This window comes from Kitasatospora sp. NPDC047058 (genome assembly GCF_040643935.1).
Classification (GTDB): Bacteria; Actinomycetota; Actinomycetes; order Streptomycetales; family Streptomycetaceae; genus Kitasatospora.
In genome coordinates, this window is sequence record NZ_JBEYVJ010000038.1 from 1 (window position 1) to 21,197 (window position 21,197).

At 73.0% G+C, this 21,197-nt stretch carries 20 protein-coding genes, 2 pseudogenes and 1 riboswitch; of the genes and pseudogenes, 12 read left to right on the forward strand and 10 right to left on the reverse strand.

Annotation, left to right across the window (positions count from 1 at the left end; translation table 11 throughout):
• A pseudogene (locus ABZ885_RS08675) lies at window positions 1-272 on the reverse strand (hypothetical protein); the annotation flags it as partial.
• A gap of 5 nt (window positions 273-277) precedes the next feature.
• Window positions 278-436: riboswitch (cyclic di-AMP (ydaO/yuaA leader) on the reverse strand.
• 310 nt (window positions 437-746) lie between these two features.
• Here ABZ885_RS08675 and ABZ885_RS08680 point away from each other — a divergent pair.
• On the forward strand, window positions 747-2,288 hold the full coding sequence (locus ABZ885_RS08680; protein ID WP_360185093.1) for an MFS transporter: 1,542 nt from the start codon (window positions 747-749) through the stop codon (window positions 2,286-2,288).
• Between the two features lie 7 nt (window positions 2,289-2,295).
• Here the strand turns inward: ABZ885_RS08680 and purB are convergent, their stop codons facing one another.
• The 4 genes from purB to ABZ885_RS08700 all read right to left on the reverse strand — a co-directional run bounded on the left by purB (window position 2,296) and on the right by ABZ885_RS08700 (window position 5,591).
• Window positions 2,296-3,726 carry an adenylosuccinate lyase gene (gene purB / locus ABZ885_RS08685; RefSeq protein WP_360185096.1) on the reverse strand — a complete coding sequence of 477 codons (1,431 nt, stop codon included), beginning with the start codon at window positions 3,724-3,726 and terminating at the stop codon, window positions 2,296-2,298.
• 156 nt (window positions 3,727-3,882) lie between these two features.
• Window positions 3,883-4,338: a MarR family transcriptional regulator gene (locus ABZ885_RS08690; RefSeq protein ID WP_360185099.1), complete on the reverse strand. Its 456-nt coding sequence runs from the start codon at window positions 4,336-4,338 to the stop codon at window positions 3,883-3,885.
• 84 nt (window positions 4,339-4,422) lie between these two features.
• Complete coding sequence (locus ABZ885_RS08695; RefSeq protein ID WP_360185102.1) at window positions 4,423-4,839, reverse strand: DUF3037 domain-containing protein; 417 nt, start codon at window positions 4,837-4,839, stop codon at window positions 4,423-4,425.
• Window positions 4,836-5,591, reverse strand: coding sequence for a HipA family kinase (locus ABZ885_RS08700; protein WP_360185172.1), 756 nt, complete (start codon window positions 5,589-5,591; stop codon window positions 4,836-4,838). The genes ABZ885_RS08695 and ABZ885_RS08700 overlap by 4 nt, the downstream gene beginning before the upstream one ends.
• 269 nt (window positions 5,592-5,860) lie before the next feature.
• On the opposite strand from ABZ885_RS08700, the gene ABZ885_RS08705 reads away from it, so the two are divergent.
• Complete coding sequence (locus ABZ885_RS08705) at window positions 5,861-7,219, forward strand: NAD(P)/FAD-dependent oxidoreductase (protein ID WP_360185105.1); 1,359 nt, start codon at window positions 5,861-5,863, stop codon at window positions 7,217-7,219.
• An 80-nt stretch (window positions 7,220-7,299) separates the two neighbouring features.
• On the opposite strand, the gene ABZ885_RS08710 is transcribed toward ABZ885_RS08705, so the two are convergent.
• Both ABZ885_RS08710 and ABZ885_RS08715 read right to left on the reverse strand, forming a co-directional pair.
• Window positions 7,300-8,508 (reverse strand): GDSL-type esterase/lipase family protein, encoded by a 1,209-nt coding sequence (locus ABZ885_RS08710; RefSeq protein WP_360185108.1) that lies wholly within the window; start codon window positions 8,506-8,508, stop codon window positions 7,300-7,302.
• Window positions 8,509-8,664: 156 nt separating this feature from the next.
• Complete coding sequence (locus ABZ885_RS08715) at window positions 8,665-10,002, reverse strand: aminotransferase class I/II-fold pyridoxal phosphate-dependent enzyme (protein ID WP_360185111.1); 1,338 nt, start codon at window positions 10,000-10,002, stop codon at window positions 8,665-8,667.
• Between the two features lie 34 nt (window positions 10,003-10,036).
• Between ABZ885_RS08715 and ABZ885_RS08720 the strand changes: the two genes are divergently transcribed.
• From ABZ885_RS08720 to ABZ885_RS08740, 5 genes and pseudogenes are all read left to right on the forward strand, one after another.
• Window positions 10,037-10,699 carry a pyridoxamine 5'-phosphate oxidase family protein gene (locus tag ABZ885_RS08720; protein ID WP_360185114.1) on the forward strand — a complete coding sequence of 221 codons (663 nt, stop codon included), beginning with the start codon at window positions 10,037-10,039 and terminating at the stop codon, window positions 10,697-10,699.
• A 13-nt stretch (window positions 10,700-10,712) separates the two neighbouring features.
• Window positions 10,713-11,339 carry an FMN-binding negative transcriptional regulator gene (locus ABZ885_RS08725; protein WP_360185117.1) on the forward strand — a complete coding sequence of 209 codons (627 nt, stop codon included), beginning with the start codon at window positions 10,713-10,715 and terminating at the stop codon, window positions 11,337-11,339.
• 147 nt (window positions 11,340-11,486) lie between these two features.
• On the forward strand, window positions 11,487-12,335 hold the full coding sequence (locus tag ABZ885_RS08730) for an IS5 family transposase (RefSeq protein WP_360185119.1): 849 nt from the start codon (window positions 11,487-11,489) through the stop codon (window positions 12,333-12,335).
• A gap of 191 nt (window positions 12,336-12,526) precedes the next feature.
• Window positions 12,527-13,939, forward strand: a complete 1,413-nt coding sequence (locus ABZ885_RS08735; protein WP_360185122.1) for a sugar porter family MFS transporter — start codon at window positions 12,527-12,529, stop codon at window positions 13,937-13,939.
• Between the two features lie 62 nt (window positions 13,940-14,001).
• A pseudogene (locus tag ABZ885_RS08740) lies at window positions 14,002-14,172 on the forward strand (dienelactone hydrolase family protein); the annotation flags it as partial.
• A gap of 117 nt (window positions 14,173-14,289) precedes the next feature.
• Here ABZ885_RS08740 and ABZ885_RS08745 read toward each other — a convergent pair.
• Window positions 14,290-14,478 carry a CPXCG motif-containing cysteine-rich protein gene (locus ABZ885_RS08745; protein ID WP_360185125.1) on the reverse strand — a complete coding sequence of 63 codons (189 nt, stop codon included), beginning with the start codon at window positions 14,476-14,478 and terminating at the stop codon, window positions 14,290-14,292.
• Between the two features lie 368 nt (window positions 14,479-14,846).
• Here ABZ885_RS08745 and ABZ885_RS08750 point away from each other — a divergent pair, with 368 nt between their 5' ends.
• The 3 genes from ABZ885_RS08750 to ABZ885_RS08760 all read left to right on the forward strand — a co-directional run bounded on the left by ABZ885_RS08750 (window position 14,847) and on the right by ABZ885_RS08760 (window position 17,238).
• Window positions 14,847-15,227 (forward strand): dienelactone hydrolase family protein, encoded by a 381-nt coding sequence (locus ABZ885_RS08750; protein ID WP_360185128.1) that lies wholly within the window; start codon window positions 14,847-14,849, stop codon window positions 15,225-15,227.
• An 82-nt stretch (window positions 15,228-15,309) separates the two neighbouring features.
• Window positions 15,310-16,587, forward strand: coding sequence for an MFS transporter (locus tag ABZ885_RS08755; protein WP_360185131.1), 1,278 nt, complete (start codon window positions 15,310-15,312; stop codon window positions 16,585-16,587).
• Between the two features lie 117 nt (window positions 16,588-16,704).
• Window positions 16,705-17,238: an HAD domain-containing protein gene (locus ABZ885_RS08760; RefSeq protein WP_360185134.1), complete on the forward strand. Its 534-nt coding sequence runs from the start codon at window positions 16,705-16,707 to the stop codon at window positions 17,236-17,238.
• Here ABZ885_RS08760 and ABZ885_RS08765 read toward each other — a convergent pair.
• Both ABZ885_RS08765 and ABZ885_RS08770 read right to left on the reverse strand, forming a co-directional pair.
• Window positions 17,216-18,004 (reverse strand): CPBP family intramembrane glutamic endopeptidase, encoded by a 789-nt coding sequence (locus ABZ885_RS08765; protein WP_360185137.1) that lies wholly within the window; start codon window positions 18,002-18,004, stop codon window positions 17,216-17,218. The two genes, ABZ885_RS08760 and ABZ885_RS08765, sit on opposite strands and share 23 nt — an antisense overlap.
• Window positions 18,005-18,114: 110 nt before the next feature.
• Window positions 18,115-19,620, reverse strand: coding sequence for a glutamate--cysteine ligase (locus ABZ885_RS08770; RefSeq protein ID WP_360185139.1), 1,506 nt, complete (start codon window positions 19,618-19,620; stop codon window positions 18,115-18,117).
• Between the two features lie 368 nt (window positions 19,621-19,988).
• Here ABZ885_RS08770 and ABZ885_RS08775 point away from each other — a divergent pair, with 368 nt between their 5' ends.
• The gene (locus ABZ885_RS08775; RefSeq protein WP_360185142.1) at window positions 19,989-20,564 is read left to right on the forward strand and encodes a hypothetical protein; all 576 of its coding nucleotides are present in this window, start codon (window positions 19,989-19,991) and stop codon (window positions 20,562-20,564) included.
• Window positions 20,565-20,949: 385 nt separating this feature from the next.
• Complete coding sequence (locus ABZ885_RS08780) at window positions 20,950-21,141, forward strand: DUF5999 family protein (protein ID WP_360185144.1); 192 nt, start codon at window positions 20,950-20,952, stop codon at window positions 21,139-21,141.
• Window positions 21,142-21,197: the final 56 nt, after the last annotated feature.

Here is a 21,197-nt window from a genome sequence, read left to right on the forward strand (position 1 = left end):
CCTGCTGGCCGGTCCTGCACCCGCAGCAGCAACAGCTCCTGACGCGGATCGGGATCACCACTGCCGCGGCCTCGGTCCCCCAGCGGCCCGGACGCGACGCTGGTGGCGCCGGTCCAGGTGCTGGTCTGCGCGGGCTTCGCGGCCGGGGCGGTGTGGGCCTGGGCGCTGATGGCGGTCACCAGCGGGAGGGCGAACGCGGCGCCGGTGACGGCGGTGGCGATACCGATGCGGGCGGCGCGGGGCAGGGCGATACGACGAGCCTGTGCGGGCATGGAAGAGTTCCTCTCCGACGCCTGCGAGGTGAGCTGTCGGGTTCGGGCTGGAGTTGCCCGGCCGCATTCCGCGGCTTCACCCCAAGCCGGACCGTGAATTCCGGTCCGGCGACTTACCTTTGGGTCCCCCGCTCCTGCCGTACAGAGTTCAGTTCGTACCACCGGGCAGCGGCAGGACTAGGCGTTCCACCCGGTGGCCACCCGGGCTGACGCCGGGCGGTCGCTGAACTAAAACCCATCCGTCCGGGTGAAGCAATGTCGATCTCTTGAACGCGTAACAAAGCCTGCAACAGCCGTGACGCTCCGGATGATCGGCTGCACAGTACGTGCACAATCGATTAACCGCGCGCCACTGATCCGCGACACTCCGCCGATTTCGGGACCCGTCCGCACACGTCCGGTCACGGAAAGCCAACCACCGACACGCCCCCGGTGAGCCTTGTCACGTGGCGCCCCGGGGCGGACGATCGGGCCGTGGCCACTTCCGAGGCCGGCACCCTGCGCCTGGGCACCGCGCAGGGCCGCTGGGTACTACTGGCGACGGTGCTCGGATCCAGCATGGCGATGCTCGACGGCACCGTGGTGAACGTCGCGCTGCCCCGGATCGGCACCGACCTCGACGCCCCGCTCGCCGCCCTGCAATGGACGCTGAACGCCTATCTGCTCACCCTGGCCGGGCTGATCCTGCTCGGCGGCGCACTCGGCGACCGCTACGGCCGGCGCCGGATCTTCCTGCTCGGCGTGGTCTGGTTCGCCGCCGCCTCGGCGGCCTGCGCCGCCGCACCCACCATCGACGTGCTGATCGCCGCCCGCGCGGTGCAGGGCGTCGGCGGGGCGCTGCTCACCCCGGGGTCGCTGGCGATGCTCCAGGCGGTATTCCACCCTGACGACCGGTCGACGGCGGTCGGCCTCTGGTCCGGCCTCGGCGGGGTGTCGGCCGCGGTCGGTCCCTTCCTCGGCGGCTGGCTGGTGGACGGCCCGGGCTGGCGGTGGATCTTCCTGCTGAACGTCCCGCTGGCCGCACTGGTGGTCGTGGTGGCCTCCCGCCACGTGCCGGAGAGCCGGGACGAGAGCGCGACCGGCCGGTTCGACGTGCTCGGCGCGGTCCTGGCCGCGCTGGCGCTCGGCTCGGTCACCTACGCCCTCACCGCGGCCGGCGACGGACTGTCCGCCCGGGTGTGGGTGAGCGGTGCCGCCGGGCTGCTGCTCGGCGCGGCCTTCGTGGTGGTCGAGCGCCGCACCCCGGAGCCGATGCTGCCGCTCGGCCTCTTCTCCTCCCGGTTGTTCACCGCGGTGAACCTGGTCACCCTCTGCGTCTACGCGGCCTTCAGCGGGGTCTTCTTCCTGCTGGTCGTGCAGCTGCAGATCGTCGCCGGCGTCTCCCCGCTGGTCTCCGGGCTGGCCCTGGTGCCGATCACCGTGCTGATGCTGGGGCTGTCCGCCCGGGCCGGCCGGCTGGGCAAGCGGATCGGCCCGCGGCTGCCGCTTACCGTGGGCCCGCTGCTCTGCGCGGCCGGCGTGCTGCTGATGCTGCGGATCGGCGCCGACGCCTCGTACTGGACGGACGTGCTGCCGGCCGTCACCGTGATGGGCTGCGGGATGGTGCTGCTGGTGGCGCCGCTCACCGCGACGGTGCTGGCGGCGGTGGAGGTGCGGCACGCGGGCATCGCCAGCGGGGTGAACAACGCCGCCGCCCGTGCGGCCGGACTGCTGGCGGTCGCCGCGCTGCCCGCGCTGGCCGGCCTCAGCGGTGACGCCTACCAGGTGCCCGCCTCGGTGGACGCCGCCTTCCGGACCGCGATGCTGATCTGCGCCGGGCTGCTCGTCACCGGCGGGCTGACCGCGTTCGCCACCGTCCGCGGCAACGTCCTGGCGGCCGAGGACCACCCGGTGGCCGAACCGGACTGCCGCTACTCCTGCGGCACCAACGCCCCGCCGCTGGACCCGGGCCACCTCACCGCCGAACACGGTGAGGGCCCCGCCACCGGACCGGCGGCAGGGCCCTCACCGGGCTGACCTCGCGTCAGAGAATGTCGCCCGGGGCGTACTTGGCGGCCTCCGGGTAGGCGGCGGCGACGGCCTCGACCCGGCGGACCACCTCGGCGACCTGGGCGCCGGCGGCACCGGTGAAGGAGAGCTTGTCGGCCAGCAGCGCGTCCAGGGCGGCCCGGTCCAGCGGGATCCGCTCGTCGGCGGCGAGCCGGTCCAGCAGCTCGTTCTCCCGCGCACCGGCCCGCATCGCCAGCGCCGAGGCGACGGCGTGCTCCTTGATGACCTCGTGGCCGGTCTCCCGGCCGACGCCCGCGCGCACCGCGCCCATCAGCACCTTGGTGGTGGCCAGGAACGGCAGGTAGCGGTCCAGCTCGGTCTCGATCACGGCGGGGAAGGCGCCGAACTCGTCGAGCACGGTCAGGAAGGTCTCCAGCAGGCCGTCGAAGGCGAAGAACGCGTCCGGCAGCGCGACCCGGCGGACCACCGAGCAGGAGACGTCGCCCTCGTTCCACTGGTCGCCGCCCAGCTCGGCGGTCATCGACGCGTAGCCGCGCAGGATGACGGCCAGGCCGTTGACGCGCTCGCAGGAGCGGGTGTTCATCTTGTGCGGCATCGCGGAGGAGCCGACCTGGCCCTCCTTGAAGCCCTCCGTCACCAGCTCGTGGCCGGCCATCAGGCGGATGGTCTTGGCCAGGCTGGACGGCGCGGCGGAGAGCTGGACGAGGGCGGAGAGCACCTCGAAGTCCAGCGAGCGCGGGTAGACCTGGCCGACCGAGGTGAGCACGTTCTCGAAGCCGAGGTGGCCGGCCACCCGGCGCTCCAGCTCGGCGAGCTTGTCGGTGTCGCCGCCGAGCAGGTCCAGCATGTCCTGGGCGGTGCCGACCGGGCCCTTGATCCCGCGCAGCGGGTAGCGGGCGACCAGCTCCTCCAGGCGGCGGAAGGCGACCAGCAGCTCGTCCGCGACGGTCGCGAAGCGCTTGCCCAGCGTGGTGGCCTGCGCGGCGACGTTGTGCGAGCGCCCGGCCATGACCAGCTCGGAGTGCTGGGCGGCGAGCCGGCCCAGGCGCACCAGCACGGCCACGGTGCGGTCGCGCACGTGCTCCAGCGACTGGCGGATCTGCAGCTGCTCGACGTTCTCGGTGAGGTCCCGGGACGTCATGCCCTTGTGGATCTGCTCGTGACCGGCGAGCTCGCTGAACTCCTCGATCCGGGCCTTCACGTCGTGGCGGGTGATCCGCTCACGGGCGGCGATCGAGCCGAGGTCGACCTGGTCGATCACCCGCTCGTAGTCGGCGACGGCATTCTCGGGCACCTCGACGCCGAGGTCCTGCTGGGCCTTCAGGACGGCGAGCCACAGGTGGCGCTCGAGGACCACCTTGTGCTCGGGGGACCAGAGCTGGGCCAGGGTCGCCGAGGCGTACCGGGAGGCCAGGACATTGGGGATCTGGGGCTTCGCGCTCACGCTTCGCAAGCCTAACAGCCGAGGTCAGCCGGACCGGCGCCACCCGTCGGCCCGTCGCCCCCCGGGCGACCGCGGCACCCTGCCCGCGCCGGGAAACCGGCCGCGGGCACGGCGCCGCGCCTGCCCGCGCCCCGACGTCCGCGGAAACCGGCGGGACTACTGGCCGCCGGCGGCCCGGCCGGCCAGCACCGGGAGCACCTGGGCACAGATCGAGTGCAGCGCGACCCGCTGCTCGTCGGTCATCGCCTCGAAGGCCTGATGGGTGCGGGCCATCTCACCGCGGATCAGCCCCAGGATCTCCCGCCCCTGCCCGGTGATCACGACGATCTTGACCCGGCGGTCCCCGGCCGCCGCCTCGCGGTTGGCCAGGCCCAGCGACTCCAGCCGGTCGACGATGCCGGTCACGTTCGACGCGTCACAGCCGAGCCGCCCGGCCAGCGCCCGCATCGGCACCGGTTCCTGGACCGCGCCCAGCGCCTTCGCCTGGGAGGAGGAGAGCCCGTGCCGGGCGGCGGCCGCCGCGAAGTCCTGGAAGTAGGCGGCGCCGACGGCGGCCAGCACCTCCATCAACTCGGCGTTGGTCGGTACGGTCGTCGTCGCTGTCGAACCCATGGGACCAGCGTACGGCGGAGTGCTTCAGCAACTCAAGATTTGACCACGGCAAAGGTCCGGAGGCCAACCGCCCCGCGGCCCGGCTCAGAGCACCAGCTGGTCGAAGAGGCGCCGCAGCTCCGCCTCCGGGTCGCCGGTCAGCCCGGTGTGCACCGGCCCCGGCTGGACGATCGCGCTGCGCGGCGCCGTCAGCCAGCGGAAACGCTGCCCGGGGCTGTCCGCCGCCGCCGGACCGGCCTCCGGGCCGCCCGTGCAGATCGCCTCGATCCCGTGCAGCGCACGCCGCACCCCGGCGACGTCCGCCACCGGGTCCAGCGCCAGCAGCCGGCCCTGGTCCAGGTGGGTCCGCGCGGCCAGGTGCGCGTTCTGCCGGCAGTACAGCAGCACGCCGACGTTGACGCACTCGCCGCGCTCCACCCGGGGCACCGCCCGGATCACCGCGTACTCGTAGTCGTGCAGCTCGGCGACGGCCGGCGGGGCCGGCGGTACGGGCTCGGTCATGCGGGCACCTCCGGCAGCCAGTCGCGCGGACCGGCCAGTCGCCCGGTCAGCTGGGCGCGGTACGCGGCGCGCACCGCCTCGGGCGAGTCGAACCCCGGCTCGTCGGCCAGCCAGACGTCCGGGATCTGCGCCACCGCCCCCTCGATCGCCGCCTCGGCCAGCGGGGCGAGCGTCTTGTCCGCCGCCACCAGGTCCGGCTCGGCCGCCAGCAGCGCATGGTCGGACGCGTCGTACGGGCGGCGCACCCAGCCCGCCGCGCCGGCCCAGTGGTGATGGAAGATCAGGCTGGCGCCGTGGTCGATCAGCCGCAGCCCGCCGGTGGCGACCAGCAGGTTCGGATTGCGCCAGGACCGGTCGACGTTGCCGATCAGCGCGTCGAACCAGAGCACCTGCCCGGCCAGCCCGGCGTCCACGTCGAAGCAGAGCGGGTCGAAGTTGAGCGCACCGCTGACGAACGCCATGCCCAGGTTGCGGCCGCCGCTGGCCCGCATCTGGTCCTGGATCTGCGGATCCGGCTCACTGCGGGCGAGCACCGGGTCCAGGTCGACGGTGACCAGCTCCGGCACCGGCAGGCCCAGCCGCCGGCCGAGTTCGCCCGCCAGTACCTCCGCCACCAGCGCCTTGCGGCCCTGCGCCGCACCGACCCATTTCAGCGTGTACAGCCGCCGGTCGTCGGCCTCGACCAGGCCCGGCATCGAGCCGCCTTCTCGCAGTGGGGTCACGTAGCGGACCGCCGTCACCTCGGGGAGCACGCCGGACAGCCTATCGGGCATATGCCCACCCCGGCCCCCGCACCGCCCGACGCCGCTGCCACCCCTCCGCCGGAGGCACCCCACCCCTCCCCTCCGCCCCGCCTCCACCATCCGCACCGCCCCGGCGGCAGCGCGCCCGCCGCCACCACCGTCCAGCCCCTCCGCCATCCGCACCGCCCCGGTGGCAGCGCGTGCTGCTCCGTGCGAGTGTGGCGGGCAGTAGTGGCCTCGGACCCCGCGCGGTACGACCTGCACTGTGAGGATGAACGATGGAACGACCTCGGATCCTGATCGTGGGCGGCGGCTTCGCCGGACTGGAGTGCGCTCGCCGCCTCGAACGCAAGCTCTCGCCCTCGGAGGCCGAGATCTCGCTGGTCACGCCGTTCAGCTATCAGCTCTACCTGCCGCTGCTGCCGCACGTCGCCGCCGGCGTGCTCACCCCGCAGTCGGTCGCGGTCTCCCTCCGCCGGTCGCTCCGCCGCACCCACATCGTCCCGGGCGGCGCGATCGGCGTGGACCCGCGCTCCAAGGTCTGCGTGGTCCGCAAGATCACCGACGAGGTGGTCGCGCAGAAGTACGACTACCTGGTGCTCGCCCCCGGAAGCGTCACCCGCACCTTCGACATCCCCGGCCTCACCGACTACGCCCGCGGCATGAAGACGCTCGCCGAGGCGACCTACGTCCGCGACCACGTGATCGCCCAACTCGACCTCGCCTCCGCCACCCTGGACCAGCGGGAGCGCGAGTCCCGGCTCCAGTTCGTGGTGGTCGGCGGCGGCTACGCGGGCACCGAGACGGCCGCCTGCCTGCAGCGCCTGACCACCGCCGCCTCACTGCGCTACCCGCGGCTGGACGTCCGGCAGATCAAGTGGCACCTGATCGACATCGCCCCGAAGCTGATGCCCGAACTCGGCGACGCCCTGGGCAGGGCCGCCCTGGAGGTGCTGCGCGGGCGCGGCATCGAGGTCTCGCTCGGCGTCTCGGTGGCCGAAGTCGGCGCCGAATCGGTCAAGTTCACCGACGGCCGGGTCCTCCCCTGCCGCACCCTGATCTGGACGGCCGGCGTCGCGGCCAGCCCGCTGATCGGCACGCTGGACGCCGAGACCGTCCGCGGCCGGATCGCGGTGACCGCCGAGATGCGGGTGCCGCAGTTCGAGGGCGTCTTCGCCCTGGGGGACGCGGCCGCGGTGCCGGACCTCGCCAAGGGCGACGGCGCGGTCTGCCCGCCGACCGCCCAGCACTCCGCCCGCCAGGGCCGGGCGGTGGCGAACAACGTGATCTCCGCGCTCCGCAACCAGCCCCTGGAGCCGTATTACCACAAGGACCTGGGTCTGGTGGTGGACCTCGGCGGCAAGGACGCGGTCTCCAAGCCGGTCGGCGTCGAACTGCGCGGCGTCCCGGCCCAGTTGGTGGCACGCGGCTACCACCTGATGGCGATGCGCACCAACGTCGCCAAGTTCCGGGTCGGCGCCAACTGGCTGCTCAACTCCGCCGCCGGCGACGACTTCGTCCGGACCGGCTTCCTGGCCCGCCAGCCCGCCCGGCTGCGTGACTTCGAGTACACCGACGCCTATCTGACGAAGGATCAGGTCCGCGCGCACGCCCAGGCCCTGCTGGCCAAGGGCTGACCGGCGGCGGACCGGCGGCGGCCCGGACGCCCGGCACCCCTGCCGCTCCCACGACAGGGGCACCGGGCGCTCCCCGCCGGCTACTCCGCGCTCAGGTACATCCCGCTCGCGTCCTGCCCGGCCGTGTTGCGGCACGCGTAGTCGCCGCTCGGCCGCGCGTACAGGAGGGTCAGGCAGCGCCCGAGGGCCTGCTGGCCGTAGTAGTTCGGGTGCATGGACTCCTGCACGGTGCCCTGCGAGGCGCTGAGCCCGGAGTCGACGAAGCGCGCCCACTCACCGGTGGTCGCGGACGGCGCGGTGGCCGAGGTCGCCTGCCGGGCCGACGTCGAGCAGACCTCACGCCCCTGCAGCATGTCGCCCAGGTCGAGGAACTGCACGCCCTTCGCGGCGGCGACGCCCGCCAGCGCCCGGGAGATCTGCGGCACCAGCGAGTCGCGCGCCCAGTCGGCGTCGCCGTCCCAGAACGGGCAGCCGCCGGTGTCGGCGCGGCTCCAGCCGCTCTCCGGGTAGCGCATCTCCGTGCTGCGCGGGATCGGCGACGGGTAGGACTGCAGCACGATCCGGTAGTCGCCGGTCCGGTAGCCGGCGCTCGACATGACCGCCCGGATCTCGTCCACCGCCTTGCCCACGCCGGCCATCGCGGCGGGCATCCGGGAGTCGATCTCCCCCTGCTGGTCGTCGTGGCAGTAGGAGTACCAGATCAGGTAGTCCTTGACGCAGGCGGTGATCACGTCGGAGAAGCCGAGGTCGTTGCCGCCGATCGAGAGCGTGATCAGCTTGACGTTGTACTGGCTCGCCACGGAGGCGAGCTGGTCGGCCTGCGGGGCCTCGCCCTTGAACGACTGGCCGCCGTTGGCGGCGCGGTAGACGTTGGCGGCGACGGCCCCGGAGCACGCCAGGTTGATCTGGGCCTGCGCCGCCGAGGGCGCGCTGCGGACCTCCGCAACGTCCGAGCGGTCGCACCCGCTCGCGTACGTCGCGCCGTAGACGCGACTCGGGTCGTAGGCGCTGCCGGTCCAGGCCCGATCGGTGCCGGCCCGGCTGCCGCCGGTGACGACGGAGTTGCCCTTCCAGCGGCCGGCCTCGCCGGAGATGTAGCTGTCCCCCAGGGTGACACTGGCGGTGGTGCCCGTCCCGGCGGCGGCCCCGGCGGGTGCGGCGGCGACGGCGACCAGGCCGGCCGCGGTCAGCGGCACGGCCAGCGCGGCGGTGAACAGATGCCTGCCGAGACGGGCGAGGCGGTTGGTGCGGGTGGTTCTGCGGGTGATGCTCGAACAGCTTTCGGGCACGGCGGAACTCCTGCGGTCGGTCTCGCCCGCGGTGTGGGGGCGGGGAGACGCGGGGGTGAGGGTAGGCCGCCGGCCGGTGGCGCGATGAAGATGACATGCCCCCGCTTGTTACCGCTAGGTATCTGCACCAGGTTTCTCGCTGTGTTACCGACCGGTTCAGATCAGTCGCGCGACGGCACCCGCCGTTCCCAGGACGGCCGCCAGATCGTCGGCCAGCCGCGGTGCGTCGGCCGGGTCCAGCTCGGCAATGGTGATCCGCAGGCCGGGCGGGGACTGCAGCCGGAACCGCGCGCCCGGAGCGGCGACCCAGCCGCGCTGCACCAGCGCGGCCAGCGCGGTCGTCTCGTCCGCCACCGGCACCCAGACGTTGAGCCCGCTCGCCCCGTGCGCCTCGATGCCCCGGGCGGCCAGCTCGCCGAGCAGCGCGTCCCGCTTCGTCCGGTAGGCGGCCGCGACCCGGGCGACGGGCGCCGCGTCGGTGCGCCAGAGTTCGGCGACGGTGACCTGCAGCAGGTGGCTGACCCAGCCCGCCCCGAGCCGCTGCCGCCCGAGCACCCGCCCGATGGTGTCCGCGTCGCCGACCGCGACCGAGAGCCGCAGGTCCGGCCCGTACGCCTTGGCCGCCGAGCGCACCACCGCCCAGTGCTCGGACCCGGCACCGGCCAGCGGGTGGTACGGCTGGTCGACGATGCCGTGGCCGTGGTCGTCCTCGATCAGCAGCACGCCGGGGTGGCCGGCCAGCACCGCGCGCAGCTCCTGCGCCCGCGCGGCGCCGAGCGCGGCGCCGGTCGGGTTCTGCGCCCGGCAGGTGACCACCACCGCACGGGCACCGTCGGCCAGGGCGTCGGCGAGCGACCCGGGCAGCGGGCCGTCGTCGTCGAGCCGGACGGGCACCGCCCGCAGGCCGAGCGCGGGCAGCAGGTCCAGCAGGCTGCCCCAGCCCGGGTCCTCGACCGCGACGGCGTCGCCCGGGCGCAGCCGGGTGACCAGGATGCGTTCGATGGTGTCGAGCGCGCCGGAGGCGATGGCGACCGGCCCGGCGGGCAGGCCGTCGGCGGCGAAGCCCGCGGCGGCCAGGGCGAGCAGCCCGGGGTCGGCGGAGGGGCGCCCGTAGCGGACGGGGTCGCGCCGGGCGGCCTCGGCGGCGGCGGCCAGGGCCGGGGTGAGGTCGGGCAGCTGGGCCGGGTCGGGGTTGCCGTTGGAGAGGTCGCGGGCGTGCGGGGGGACGGGCATCCGGATCTGGTCGCGCGGGGTGGTCGCGGGCCGCGGGCGGATCCGGCTGCCCTTGCGGCCGGCGGTCTCGATCACGCCCCGGTCGCGGAGCAGCCGGTAGGCGGCGGCGACGGTGTTGGGGTTGACGCCGAGTTCGGCGGCCAGGTCGCGCAACGGGGGCAGGGCGGTGCCCGGTGCGAGCCGCCCGCTGCTGACGCCCTGCTCGACGTCGGCCGCGATATCGCTGGCGCGCCGTCCCTTGATCGGATAGTCTCCTAGCACAAAACAGATTATGCACTAGTACATAGAGGTTGTCATGTCAGGCAGCGCCGCGTCCTACTCCCGCACCCCGCGCACCACCCCGACCCGCTACAAGGACCGTGCGACCTGGGAGCAGGACGCCGTCCACGCCATCCTGGACAGCACCTACCTCTGCCACCTCGGTTTCATAGCCGACGGCGCGCCGGTCGTGCTCCCGACCATCTACGCCCGGGTGGGCGACCGCCTCTACATCCACGGCTCCACCGGCAGCCGTCCGATGCGCGGCGCCAAGGGCGACCAGGGCATGCCGGTCTGCGTCACCGTCACCCTGGTCGACGGCCTGGCGCTGACCAAGTCCGCGTTCAACCACTCGATCAACTTCCGCTCGGTGGTCGCCCACGGCACGGCCCACCAGGTCACCGACCCCGAGGAGCTCTCGGTCGCCCTGGACGCGCTGGTGGACCAGACCGTCCCCGGCCGCTCGGCCGAGGTCCGCCCGGCCAACGCCAAGGAACTGGCCGCCACCGCCGTCATCCGCCTGGTCCTGGACGAGGTCTCCGCCAAGACCCGCGACGACGACGCCAACGACGACGAGGCCGACGTCGACCTCCCGCACTGGGCCGGCGTGGTGCCGGTGACCACGGTGTACGGCACGCCCGTGCCGCACGCCTCCACCACCGTGCCGCTCCCCGCGCACCTGCGCGACTTCGTCGCCTGACGGGGGCCAGGCCATGCTGATCAGATCCTGGGACCGGGGCGACGAGGCCGAGTGGCGGGCCTGGCTCGCCGAGGGGCGCGACTTCGGCCTGCTCGCCGCCAACGGCCGGGCCGGCGAGGGCCCGGTGCTGGTCCCCACCCACTTCCTGCTGGACGCCGAGGCCGGCGAGATCCTGCTCCACCTCGCCGCGCCCAACCCGCTGCTCGCCGCCGTCCGCGCCGACCCGGCGGTCACCCTGGCGGTGACCGACGACTACGCCTTCGCCCCGGGCCACTGGCGCGGCGAGCCGGGCACGCCCACCAGCTTCTACGCCTCGGTGCACTTCCACTGCACGGCCGAGGTCGTCGAGGACGCGGCCGGCAAGGCGGAGATCCTCAACCGGCAGCTGGCGCACTTCCAGCCGGAGTCGCCGCAGACCCGGGTCACCCCCGGCGACGACCCCTTCGGCCGGCTGCTCCCCGGCCTGCGCGGGCTTCGGCTGACGGTCCGGGAGGTGCGGGCCAAGTTCAAGTACGACGACAAGAAGCCCGTCACCGAGCAGTACGCCCTGGCGGACCGGCTGGCCGGGCGCGGCCACGGCCTGGACGCCGGGGCCCGCACCCAGCTGCTCCGCCGCAACGCCCGGCGCGCGGAGCGCTGAACCCCGCACGCCCGGCGCGGCACACGGCACCCTCAGAGGGCGTTCGATAGGGGATTCCCCCCAACTGTCCGGCTTTGAATAGTGCGGCGCGGACTCGGTTCCAGGATCTCGTGGCGGCCGGGTCCGTGTCCGCGATATTGATCAACTGTGACGGAACGACGCCGGTATCCCTCGGACCTGAAGGACGATCAGTGGGAGCTCATCGAGCCCATGCTGCTGGAGTGGCGACGTACTCGCGCCGAAGGGCGTGAGCCCACGACCGGGCTGCGCGAGGTGGTGAATGCGATCCTCTACGTCGCGCGGACCGGGATCGCCTGGCGTTACCTGCCGCACGACTTCCCGCCCCACACCACCGTCTACGGGTACTTCAAGGAATGGGAACGCGACGGTACTACCGAGCAGGTCCACGACACGCTCCGTGACCAGCTGCGGGCGAAGAAGGGCCGTCGGATCCTGCCGACAGCAGCGATCATCGACGCCCAGTCCGTGAAGGCCTCACCCAACGCCCCGGCCGACAGCCAGGGCTACGACGGCGGGAAGCGGGTCAAGGGCCGCAAGCGCCACATCGCCACCGACACCCTCGGCCTGCTGCTGGTCCTGATCGTCACCGCCGCCGGGGTCCAGGACTCCGCCGGCGGCAAGCAGGTCCTGGACACCCTCGGCGCCCGGTGGCCCACGGTGACCAAGGCATGGGTGGACGCCGGCTACAACAACGGCGTCGTCAGGCACGGCGCCGCACTCGACATCGACGTCGAGGTCGTGGCCCGGGACAAGGAACAGAAGGGCTTCGTCGTGCAGCCGATCCGCTGGCGCGTGGAGCAGACCTTCGGGATCATGTCCCGGTACCGGCGCCTCCACCGCGACTACGAGGAACTGCCGGACCGGTCACGCTCGATGATCCAGTGGGCCATGGTGAACTCCATGGCCAGCCGTCTGACCGCCAGCCCGGACAGAACCGGGCAATACCTCCGCTCGAAACCACTCGCGGCAGCCTAAATCGGTATCGAACGCCCTCTCAGAGCGCGCCGCACCCCGCAGCACCGCGCCACACCGCACCGCGCCGGGTCCTGACGCCCACTCACCCGTTCGGCCCGATTCCGGGCGGGACGTCACCGCCCCTGATCGAATGTGAGACGAGTCCTGTCCATGCGGCCGTGCCGGCGGGCCCGTCCACCCGGGGAGCGTGCGTGTCCACTAGTCACACCCGACCGCCCTCCGGCGAGGCACACCTCGGGCACGTGGTCTTCATCTCCGCCGCGGCCGCGATGGGCGGCTTCCTGTTCGGCTACGACAGCGCGGTGATCAACGGCGCGGTGACCGGCATCCAGAAGCACTTCGGGGTCGGCAACGGCGAGACCGCCTTCGTGGTGGCCATCGCACTGCTCGGCTCGGCGGCGGGCGCGGTGGCCGCCGGCCGGCTCGCCGACCACCTGGGCCGGGTCCGCACGATGCTGCTGGCCGCCGTGCTGTTCGCGATCAGCGGGATCGGCTCGATGTTCCCGCCGACCATCCAGTGGCTGGCCGCCTGGCGGGTGGTCGGCGGTTTCGCGATCGGCATCGCCTCGGTCATCGCCCCCACCTACATCGCCGAGGTCGCGCCGACCGCCTACCGCGGCCGGCTGGCCTCGTTCCAGCAGCTGGCGATCGTGCTCGGCATCACCGTCTCCCAGCTCGCCAACTGGGCGCTCAACCAGGCCGCAGGCGGCGAGTCCACCGGCCACCTCGCCGGCATCCAGGCCTGGCAGTGGATGCTCGGGGTGGAGACGGTCCCGGCCCTGGTCTACGGGGGGATGGCGCTGGCCATCCCCGAGTCGCCGCGCTACCTGATCGCCGACCACCGCGAGCCGCAGGCCCGCAGGGTGCTGCGGGAGGTGGAGGGCGAGGGGGTGGACCTCGACGCCCGGGTCGCCGAGATCCGCGCCGTGCTCGCGTCCGCCCACAAGCCCCGGGCCAAGGACCTGCTGGGCGGCCGCTTCGGGCTGCTGCCGATCGTCTGGGTGGGCATCGGCGCCTCGGTGTTCCAGCAGTTCGTCGGCATCAACGTGATCTTCTACTACTCGTCCTTCCTCTGGCAGTCCGTCGGCATCAACGAGTCCAACTCGCTGCTGATCAGCCTCTCCACCTCGATCGTCAACGTGATCGGCACGGTGATCGCGATGGTGCTGGTCGACCGGATCGGCCGCAAGCCGCTGGCGCTGGCCGGCTCGGCCGGGATGGCGGTGTCCCTGGCGACCGCCGCCTGGGCGTTCTCCTTCCGGCAGGGCACCGGCGACTCCGCCACCCTGGACGACGCCCACGCCACCGTCGCCCTGGTCGCCGCCCACGTCTTCGTGCTCTGCTTCGCCTTCTCCTGGGGTGTGGTGGTCTGGGTCCTGCTCGGCGAGATGTTCCCGAACCGGATCCGGGCGCTGGCCCTGTCCGTGGCCGCCTCGGCCCAGTGGATCGCCAACTGGGCGATCACCGTCAGCTTCCCCGACCTCGCCGACTGGAACCTGTCGGCGACGTACGCCATCTACGCGGTGTTCGCGCTGCTCTCCATCCCCTTCGTGGCCTTCTGCATCAGGGAGACCAAGGGCCGCGCCCTGGAGGAGATGGGCTGAGCCCGTGCCGAGGCACCGCCGTCCACGCCGCCGTGCGCGGCCCGTCCCACCGAGAGGAAGCCATGCCTGAGCAGGGCGGCTCCCGGCAGAACGTCACCTTCCCGAGCAACGGCCGTACGGCCCACGGCTACCTGGCCCGGCCCCCGCAGGGCGTCGGCCCCGGCCTGGTGGTGGTCCAGGAGTGGTGGGGCCTCACCTCGCACGTCGCGGCGACGGCGGACCGCTTCGCCGCCTCGGACTTCGCCGGTTACGCCCGTCTCGGTCACCGATCAAAGGCAGGGGACGACGCCACAGGCGTCGTCCCCTGCCCCGCCGCTGATGTCACACCAGCGTAATCAGCAGAGCTGAGCTCAGTCGTTCATGGCATACACGTCGAGCATGAAATCGTCGTCGCCTTGGACATAAACCACGAAGCGAGTGGGCTTTGCACAGCTATGGCAGTCCTCAATGTATTCCTGGTCACCCTCCGACAGGTCGACCATCTTATCGATCTCTTCCCCGCAGTAGGGGCAGCTATAGAATAAAAATTTGAGCGCCATTGCAACCTCCGTAGTAGTTGTGCCACTTCGTTGGACAGCTTGCTGTCCCGGACCCCGGATGATCTTAGGATCGAGACCGGCACAGCGAACGAGAACCACCAACAAACCCACCGCAGACAGTGATCCAACCTCGCGGCCACGTTGTAAGCGACAGCGAGCACGGACCACACCGAGCCAACCGTCGCCAAGGTGGCCACCTGATCGACGGAGGTCATCGGTACCACCCACAAGAGCGAATCGCGCAGCGAGAGCGTGACGCCGCACGACCGCGACACCGGTGGCCCGCAACCGGATGCCGCTGCCCCGGTCGCGAGCCTCGGGACCGAGACACTCGACGTAGCGGACACGGTCCTTGCCGCGTTAACCCAGTGGTCGGCGACGCGGTCGGCGTGGTCGGCTTCTGCATGGGCGGCGGTTTCGCCCTGCTGCTGGCCGCCGCCGAGGGCGACCGGGTGGCCGCCGTCGTCCCGTTCTACGGGCTGCCGCCCGACCCGGAGTTCGACTACCGGGGCCTGACCGCCCACGTCCTCGGCCACTACGCCGAGCACGACCGCTCGATCCCGATGGCCGCCGTGGACGAGGCGGCGATCCGGATCGGCGAGGCCACCGACGTCCGTCCCGAGCTCCACTTCTACCCGGCCGGGCACGCCTTCATGAACGACGACAACCTGCTCGGCACCTACGACCGGCTGCAGGCCGGCATCGCCTGGCGCCGCACGCTCAGTTTCCTCCGGGGCCACCTGGGCTGAGCCGTCCGTTCCCGGCGGACGGCCCGGACGGCGTTCCGACAATCGGATGGACACGGACCATCCCACCCGCGATAGTCGCTGGGTGCAGAGCCGACCCCCATCCCCGTCGCACCCCCGCTTCGCCTGGGCGAGCCGCAACTTCCGCATCCAGACCGCCGCCACCGTGGTCAGCGGCCTCGGCAACGCGGGCGCGCCGATCGCCACCGCCTTCGCCGTCCTGGAGGCCGGCGGCTCCCAGGCGGACGTGGGCTACGTCACCGCCGCCCGGCTGCTGCCCACCGTCCTGCTGCTGGTGGTCGGCGGCGCCCTCGCCGACCGGCTGCCGCGCCACCACATCATGGTCGCCGCCAACCTGTTCAGCGGCGCCTCGCAGGCCGTCCTCGCCGCGCTCGTCCTCACCGGCCGGCCCCCGCTCTGGCAACTGCTGCTGCTCTCCGCCGGCGGCGGGGCCGGCTACGCCTTCTACTCCCCCGCCGCCGGGGGCATGATCATGGAGAGCGTCGCCCGCGAGCACGCCGCCCGCGCCTTCTCGGTGTTCCGGATGGGCCTCAACGGCGCCCAGATCGGCGGCGCCGCACTCGGCGGCGCGCTGACCGCCGCGATCGGCCCGGGCTGGGTGCTCGCCCTGGACGCCGGTTGCTTCCTGGCCGCCGCGGCGCTGCGGTTCTTCCTGGAGCCGCAGGCCCCGGCCGCCCCCGGGACCGGCGGCTCCATGCTGCGCGACCTGCGGGAGGGCTGGCAGGAGTTCGCCTCGCGCCGCTGGCTGTGGGTGATCGTGCTCCAGTTCTCCGTCCTGGTCGCCTGCGTCAGCGCGGTCGAGGCGGTGTACGGGCCGGTCATCGCCAAGGAGCGGCTCGGCGGGGCCGGCGCCTGGGGGCTCGCCATGGCCGCCTACGGCTGCGGCCTGGTCGTCACCGGCCTGCTGATGGTCCGCTGGCAGCCGCGCCGGATCCTGCTGGTCGGCAACTGGGGCGTCTTCCTGTTCGGGGTGCCCGCCTTCGCGCTGGCGGTGGCCGCGCCGCTGCCGGTGCTGGCCACCGCGATGTTCCTGTCCGGCGTCGGGGTCACCGTGTTCGGCGTGAACTGGATGATCGCGCTGCAGCAGGAGATCCCGGCCGAGGCGTTCTCCCGCGTGTCCGCGTACGACGAACTCGGCTCGCTGTCGCTGGCGCCGCTCGGCACCGCCCTGGCCGGCCCGGCCGCGGACCTGCTCGGGCTCTCCGGCGCGCTCTGGGCGTGCGGGACGCTCTCGCTGCTGCTGAGCGCCGCCGTCCTGCTGGAGCCGCAGGTCCGCCGGCTCTCCCGGCGCGCCGCCGACCGGCCCGAGCAGCGGATCGCCGAGCCGGCCGCCACCCGCTGACGCACCTCCCCCGCACCCCTGCGTGCGCCCTCCGGTGGGAAACCGCCGGAGGGCAACCACCGGAGGGGTGCCGCTCGTCCGACCAGGTGATGACGGAGTCACACCCGGGGGGGCACGATGCCGAAGCCACTGCTGTTCCTGGACGTCGACGGCGTGCTCAACCCGGTCTGCCCCGACCCCGACGCCGGCTTCGACAGCCACACCCTGCTCGGCTACACCGTGCTGCTCTCCGCCCGGCACGGCACGTGGCTGCGCGAACTGGCCGGCACCTACGAGCTGGTCTGGGCCACCACCTGGGAGGAGCAGGCCAACGCCCACATCGCCCCGGCGATCGGCCTGCCCGAGCTGCCGGTGGTCCGCTTCACCGGCTACGTCCCCCAGCCGGACGACCCGCGCATCCCGCTCATGCAGCTGTTCTCCGCCCGCAAATGGGCCCCGCTGCTGCGCTACGCGGCCGGCCGCCCGTTCGCCTGGGTCGACGACGTCATCCCCGGCCGGCTCGTCCGGGGCTCGTTCTGGCGGCGCGACCGCCTGCTGCTGCCGGTCGACCCGGGCCGGGGTCTGGAACGCCGGCACGTCGACCGGCTGCTCGCCCGCCCGCCGCGCGCCCGCACCGCCCGGCCGTCGCTCAGCCGGTGGGCAGCCAGCTGACGTGCCCGGCCAGCAGCGCGTACCCGACGAAGGCCACCGTGTCGATCAGCGCGTGCGCCACCACCAGCGGCATCACCCGCCCCCACCGCCGGTACAGCAGGCAGAACACCGCACCCATCACCATGTTGCCGACCAGCCCGCCGACCCCCTGGTACAGGTGGTACGAGCCGCGCAGCACCGAGCTCGCCACTACCGCCGCCGGCCAGGACCACCCCAACTGCCCCAGCCGGCGCAGCAGGTAGCCGACGACGACGACCTCCTCCAGGATGGCGTTCTGCCAGGCCGAGGCGATCAGCACCGGGATCCGCCACCAGACGTCCGGCAGCCCGGACGGCGCCACCGTCAGGTTGTAGCCGGCCGCCTGCGAGATCAGGTACAGCGCCAGCCCGGTGCCGCCGATCGCGGCCGCGACGGCGGCGCCGCGGCCGAGGTCGCGCAGCTTCTGCCCGAGGTCGAAGCCGAGCACCCGCAGCGAGACGCCCTCGCGCACCAGCAGGTAGCCGACCAGGACCACCGGCATCAGGCCGCGCGCGACGTAGTAGAGCTGCCAGGCGAGGTCCAGCCAGGGCCGGCCGGGGGCGCGCGAGGCGTTCAGGGTGGCGACCTGCTGGCCGAGCTTCAGCGTCTCGGTGAGCGAGCCGGTGAAGCTGATCAGCGCGCCGATCCCGCTGGCGCCGAGGGAGAGGCCGAGGACGGTCAGCAGTTCCACGCCGAGCAGCCGGCGCGTCGGCTTCGCGGTCTCCGGTTCGGTCGGGGCGGTGGTCACGGCTGCTCCAGCGGTCCGGCATCGCTCCGGCCGTCGGCCGACGGCCGGAGCGGTCATCCTTCCACAGGAGCGCCGTCGGGGGCCGCCCGGCCCGGTCCGCCGGACCCGCCTCAGCCGACCGGCCAGGTGTGCACCGGCTCCCCGCCGCGCATGTGCTCGATGTACCGCCGGGTCATCGCCGCCAGCGCGGCCGGCCGGTCCATCCCGAACTGCTCGCGCAGCCGGTGGAAGGTCGCGCTCTGCCAGGAGGCGCCGTTCACCCGCCGCAGGCAGCGCTGCTCGATGATGCCGAGGTAGCGGTCCCGGTCGGCGGGCTCCACGCCCCACTCGTCCAGCCCCTGGTGGGCCATCGGCAGCAGCTCGTTCAGCACCAGGTCGACCGCGGGGACGGTGGCGAGCCCGCCGCCGCGCCCGGCCCGGCCGTGCCGCGGCCACTGGAAGACGGCGTCGACCCCGTACCGGGCGGCCTGCCGGAAGTTCTCGTCGGCCCGCTCGAACGGCAGCCTGGTCCAGATCGGCCGGGGCTGCTCGGCCAGCACCCGCACCAGGCCGTAGTAGAACGCCGCGTTGGCCAGCGTGTCGGCCACCGTCGGCCCGGCCGGCAGGGCCCGGTTCTCCACCCGCAGGTGCGGCACCCCGCCGCTGACGTCGTACACCGGCCGGTTCCACCGGTAGATGGTGCCGTTGTGCAGCCGCATCTCGGCCAGCCGCGGCACGCCGCCGGAGGCCAGCACCTTGACCGGGTCCTCGTCGTCGCAGATCGGCAGCAACGCGGGGAAGTACCGCAGGTTCTCCTCGAACAGGTCGTACGCCGAGTCGACCCAGCGCTCGCCGAACCAGGTGATCGGGCGCACGCCCTGGGCCTTGAGCTCCGCCGAACGGGTGTCACAGGCCTGCTGGAAGAGCACCGGCCTGGTCTCCCGCCACAGCTCCCGGCCGAACAGGAACGGCGAGTTGGCGCCGAGCGCGAGCTGCGGGCCGCAGATCGCCTGGGCGGCGTTCCAGACCGAGGAGAACCGCTCGGGGGTGACCTGCAGATGCAGTTGCAACGAGGTCGCGGCGGCCTCCGCGACCATGGTGATCGAGTCCAGCTGGAGGTGCTCGACGCCCTCGATGTCCAGCGTGATGTCCTCGCCGCGGGCGGCCAGGATCTGGTCGCTGAGCAGGCTGTACCGCTGGTTGTGGGACATCGCGTCCAGCCCGGTGTGGTCGGTCTCCAGCGTCGGCAGGATGCCCACCATGACGATCCGGGCGCCCGCCTCGGCCGCCCGCCGGTCGGCGTACCGCAGCCCGGTGTCGATCTCCTCGCGCAGTTCGTCGAAGACGTGGCCGCAGAGCCGGTGCGGGGCGATGTTGACCTCGATGTTGAACCGCCCCAGCTCGGTCTGGAAGTCGCTGGAGCCGATCGAGCTGAGCACCTGTGCGTTGCGCATCACCGGCAGGCCCTGCTCGTCGGCCAGGTTCAGCTCGATCTCCAGGCCCATCACCGCCCGCGGCCGGTCGAACCGGTCCTCGTGCAGCATCCGTCCGAGCGCGTCGAGACAGGACTGGAGCTTGCGGCGGTACAGCTGCCGGTCCGACAGCTCCGCCCGCGTCGCCACGACCTTCTCGCCCATGGTCCCCTCCTCCTGAGGCCGCCCGGCCGAGCGACCGCGCAAGCATCATGCCCACCCCGAAGATCGATACCCGATTGCTTCGAACGGCTTGCAATGCAAGGAAACTGATGGCCTTTCAGCAGATCCGTCGACTTGCCCGGCGCCACCGCCTGTGATAAACAGGTCACCCTGCGCACCTGTTCGATAGAATTCGCACTGCGCCCAGGCCGGCCCGCTGCCGCTCCGAAACCCTCGTCGACGACAGCGGCCGTACCCGCACCGCGATCATGCACAACCGGACACGGCCAGGTCCCGTCAGCGACGACACACCGCGCCATGCCGGTATGCCGCACTCGCACGCCGATCTCGCACGGAGAGGCGACCCCGCCATGACTCTGCAGACCCCCCAGCCCCCACCAAGCGCCCTGCGCGCGGTCCTCGCCGCGCTCGACTCGGAGGACGCGCTGCGCCAGCCCGCCGCCGCAGCGCTGCGTCATCCGGCCGGACCGCTGCTCCCCGCGCACCCGCTCGCCGTCCACGTCCTGGACGGGCCGCGCCCCGAGCTCTCCGCCGCCCGGCGGACGGGCTGGCGCTTCCTGATCAAGGACGGCGCCGAGGTGGTGGCCGCTGCGGCCGAGGTGGTGCAGGGCGCCGAGGGCCACACCTTCTCCCACTTCACCGCCGGCCCGTACCTGGACTCCACCGTCCGGGCCCTGCGCCAGGCCTGGCAGCTCGCCCAGACCTCCCGCGCGCGCCAGCTGCCCCGCCTGCTCACCTTCCCGGGCCAGTACGCCACGGCGCTGTGGCTGCACGCCCCGGACGCCGGGCCGGGCGCCGACCTGCTGATCCCGCTGGCACCTGCGCCGCTCGGGGTCACCGCGCACCGCGCCTACCCGGCCGCCGACCTGCTGCCGGTGCTGGCCCGGGCCCCGCTGGGCAGGCCGCTGCTGCTCGGCTCGTCCTGAGCCCCCGCCCGGACACCGCCACCCGAACACCCGAACACCCGAATCCCAGCTCCGCTACGCCCGCCTCCCCCGGACGGGCCATCGGGCATGGCCGCAACGGGCCATCCGCCGGATGGCCCGTCCGGGCGCGTTTTCCGGCCCGTACCACCTGAACGGGTGATCTCGGCCCACGAGTTGTGGCGCATGTCACGAATTTGCTGCGCGAGCGCCCCGGGATGCCGACACTGGGAACCAGCGTGGAAGGACCACCTGTCCTACCCACTTGAGCGCCGGTCTACACCTGGACCGGCGCCGGACAGGATCCGACTACCGCGGCGGCTCCCGACGGCCATCCGAACGGCGCCGCACCACGGGGAGGATCGCAGAGCGAAGCGAGGGTACGCGCATGTGCCAGCACCGTCCTGAGTGTCCGTCGGCCGAGTCCGAGGACCGCGAGGCCGCCGAACCGGTGGCCTGTCACCCGGAGCAGGGCTGGAGCCTGCTCTGCAACGGCGTCCTGCTGTTCGAGGACACCGGCGAACTGCTGCCCGACGGCCGGGTGATCGCCCCGCGCCGCCCCGTCGCCCACGCGGCCTGATCCACCGCGGGCGGGAGCGGCCGCCGGAGGGACGCGGACAACGGGCAGGGCCCCGG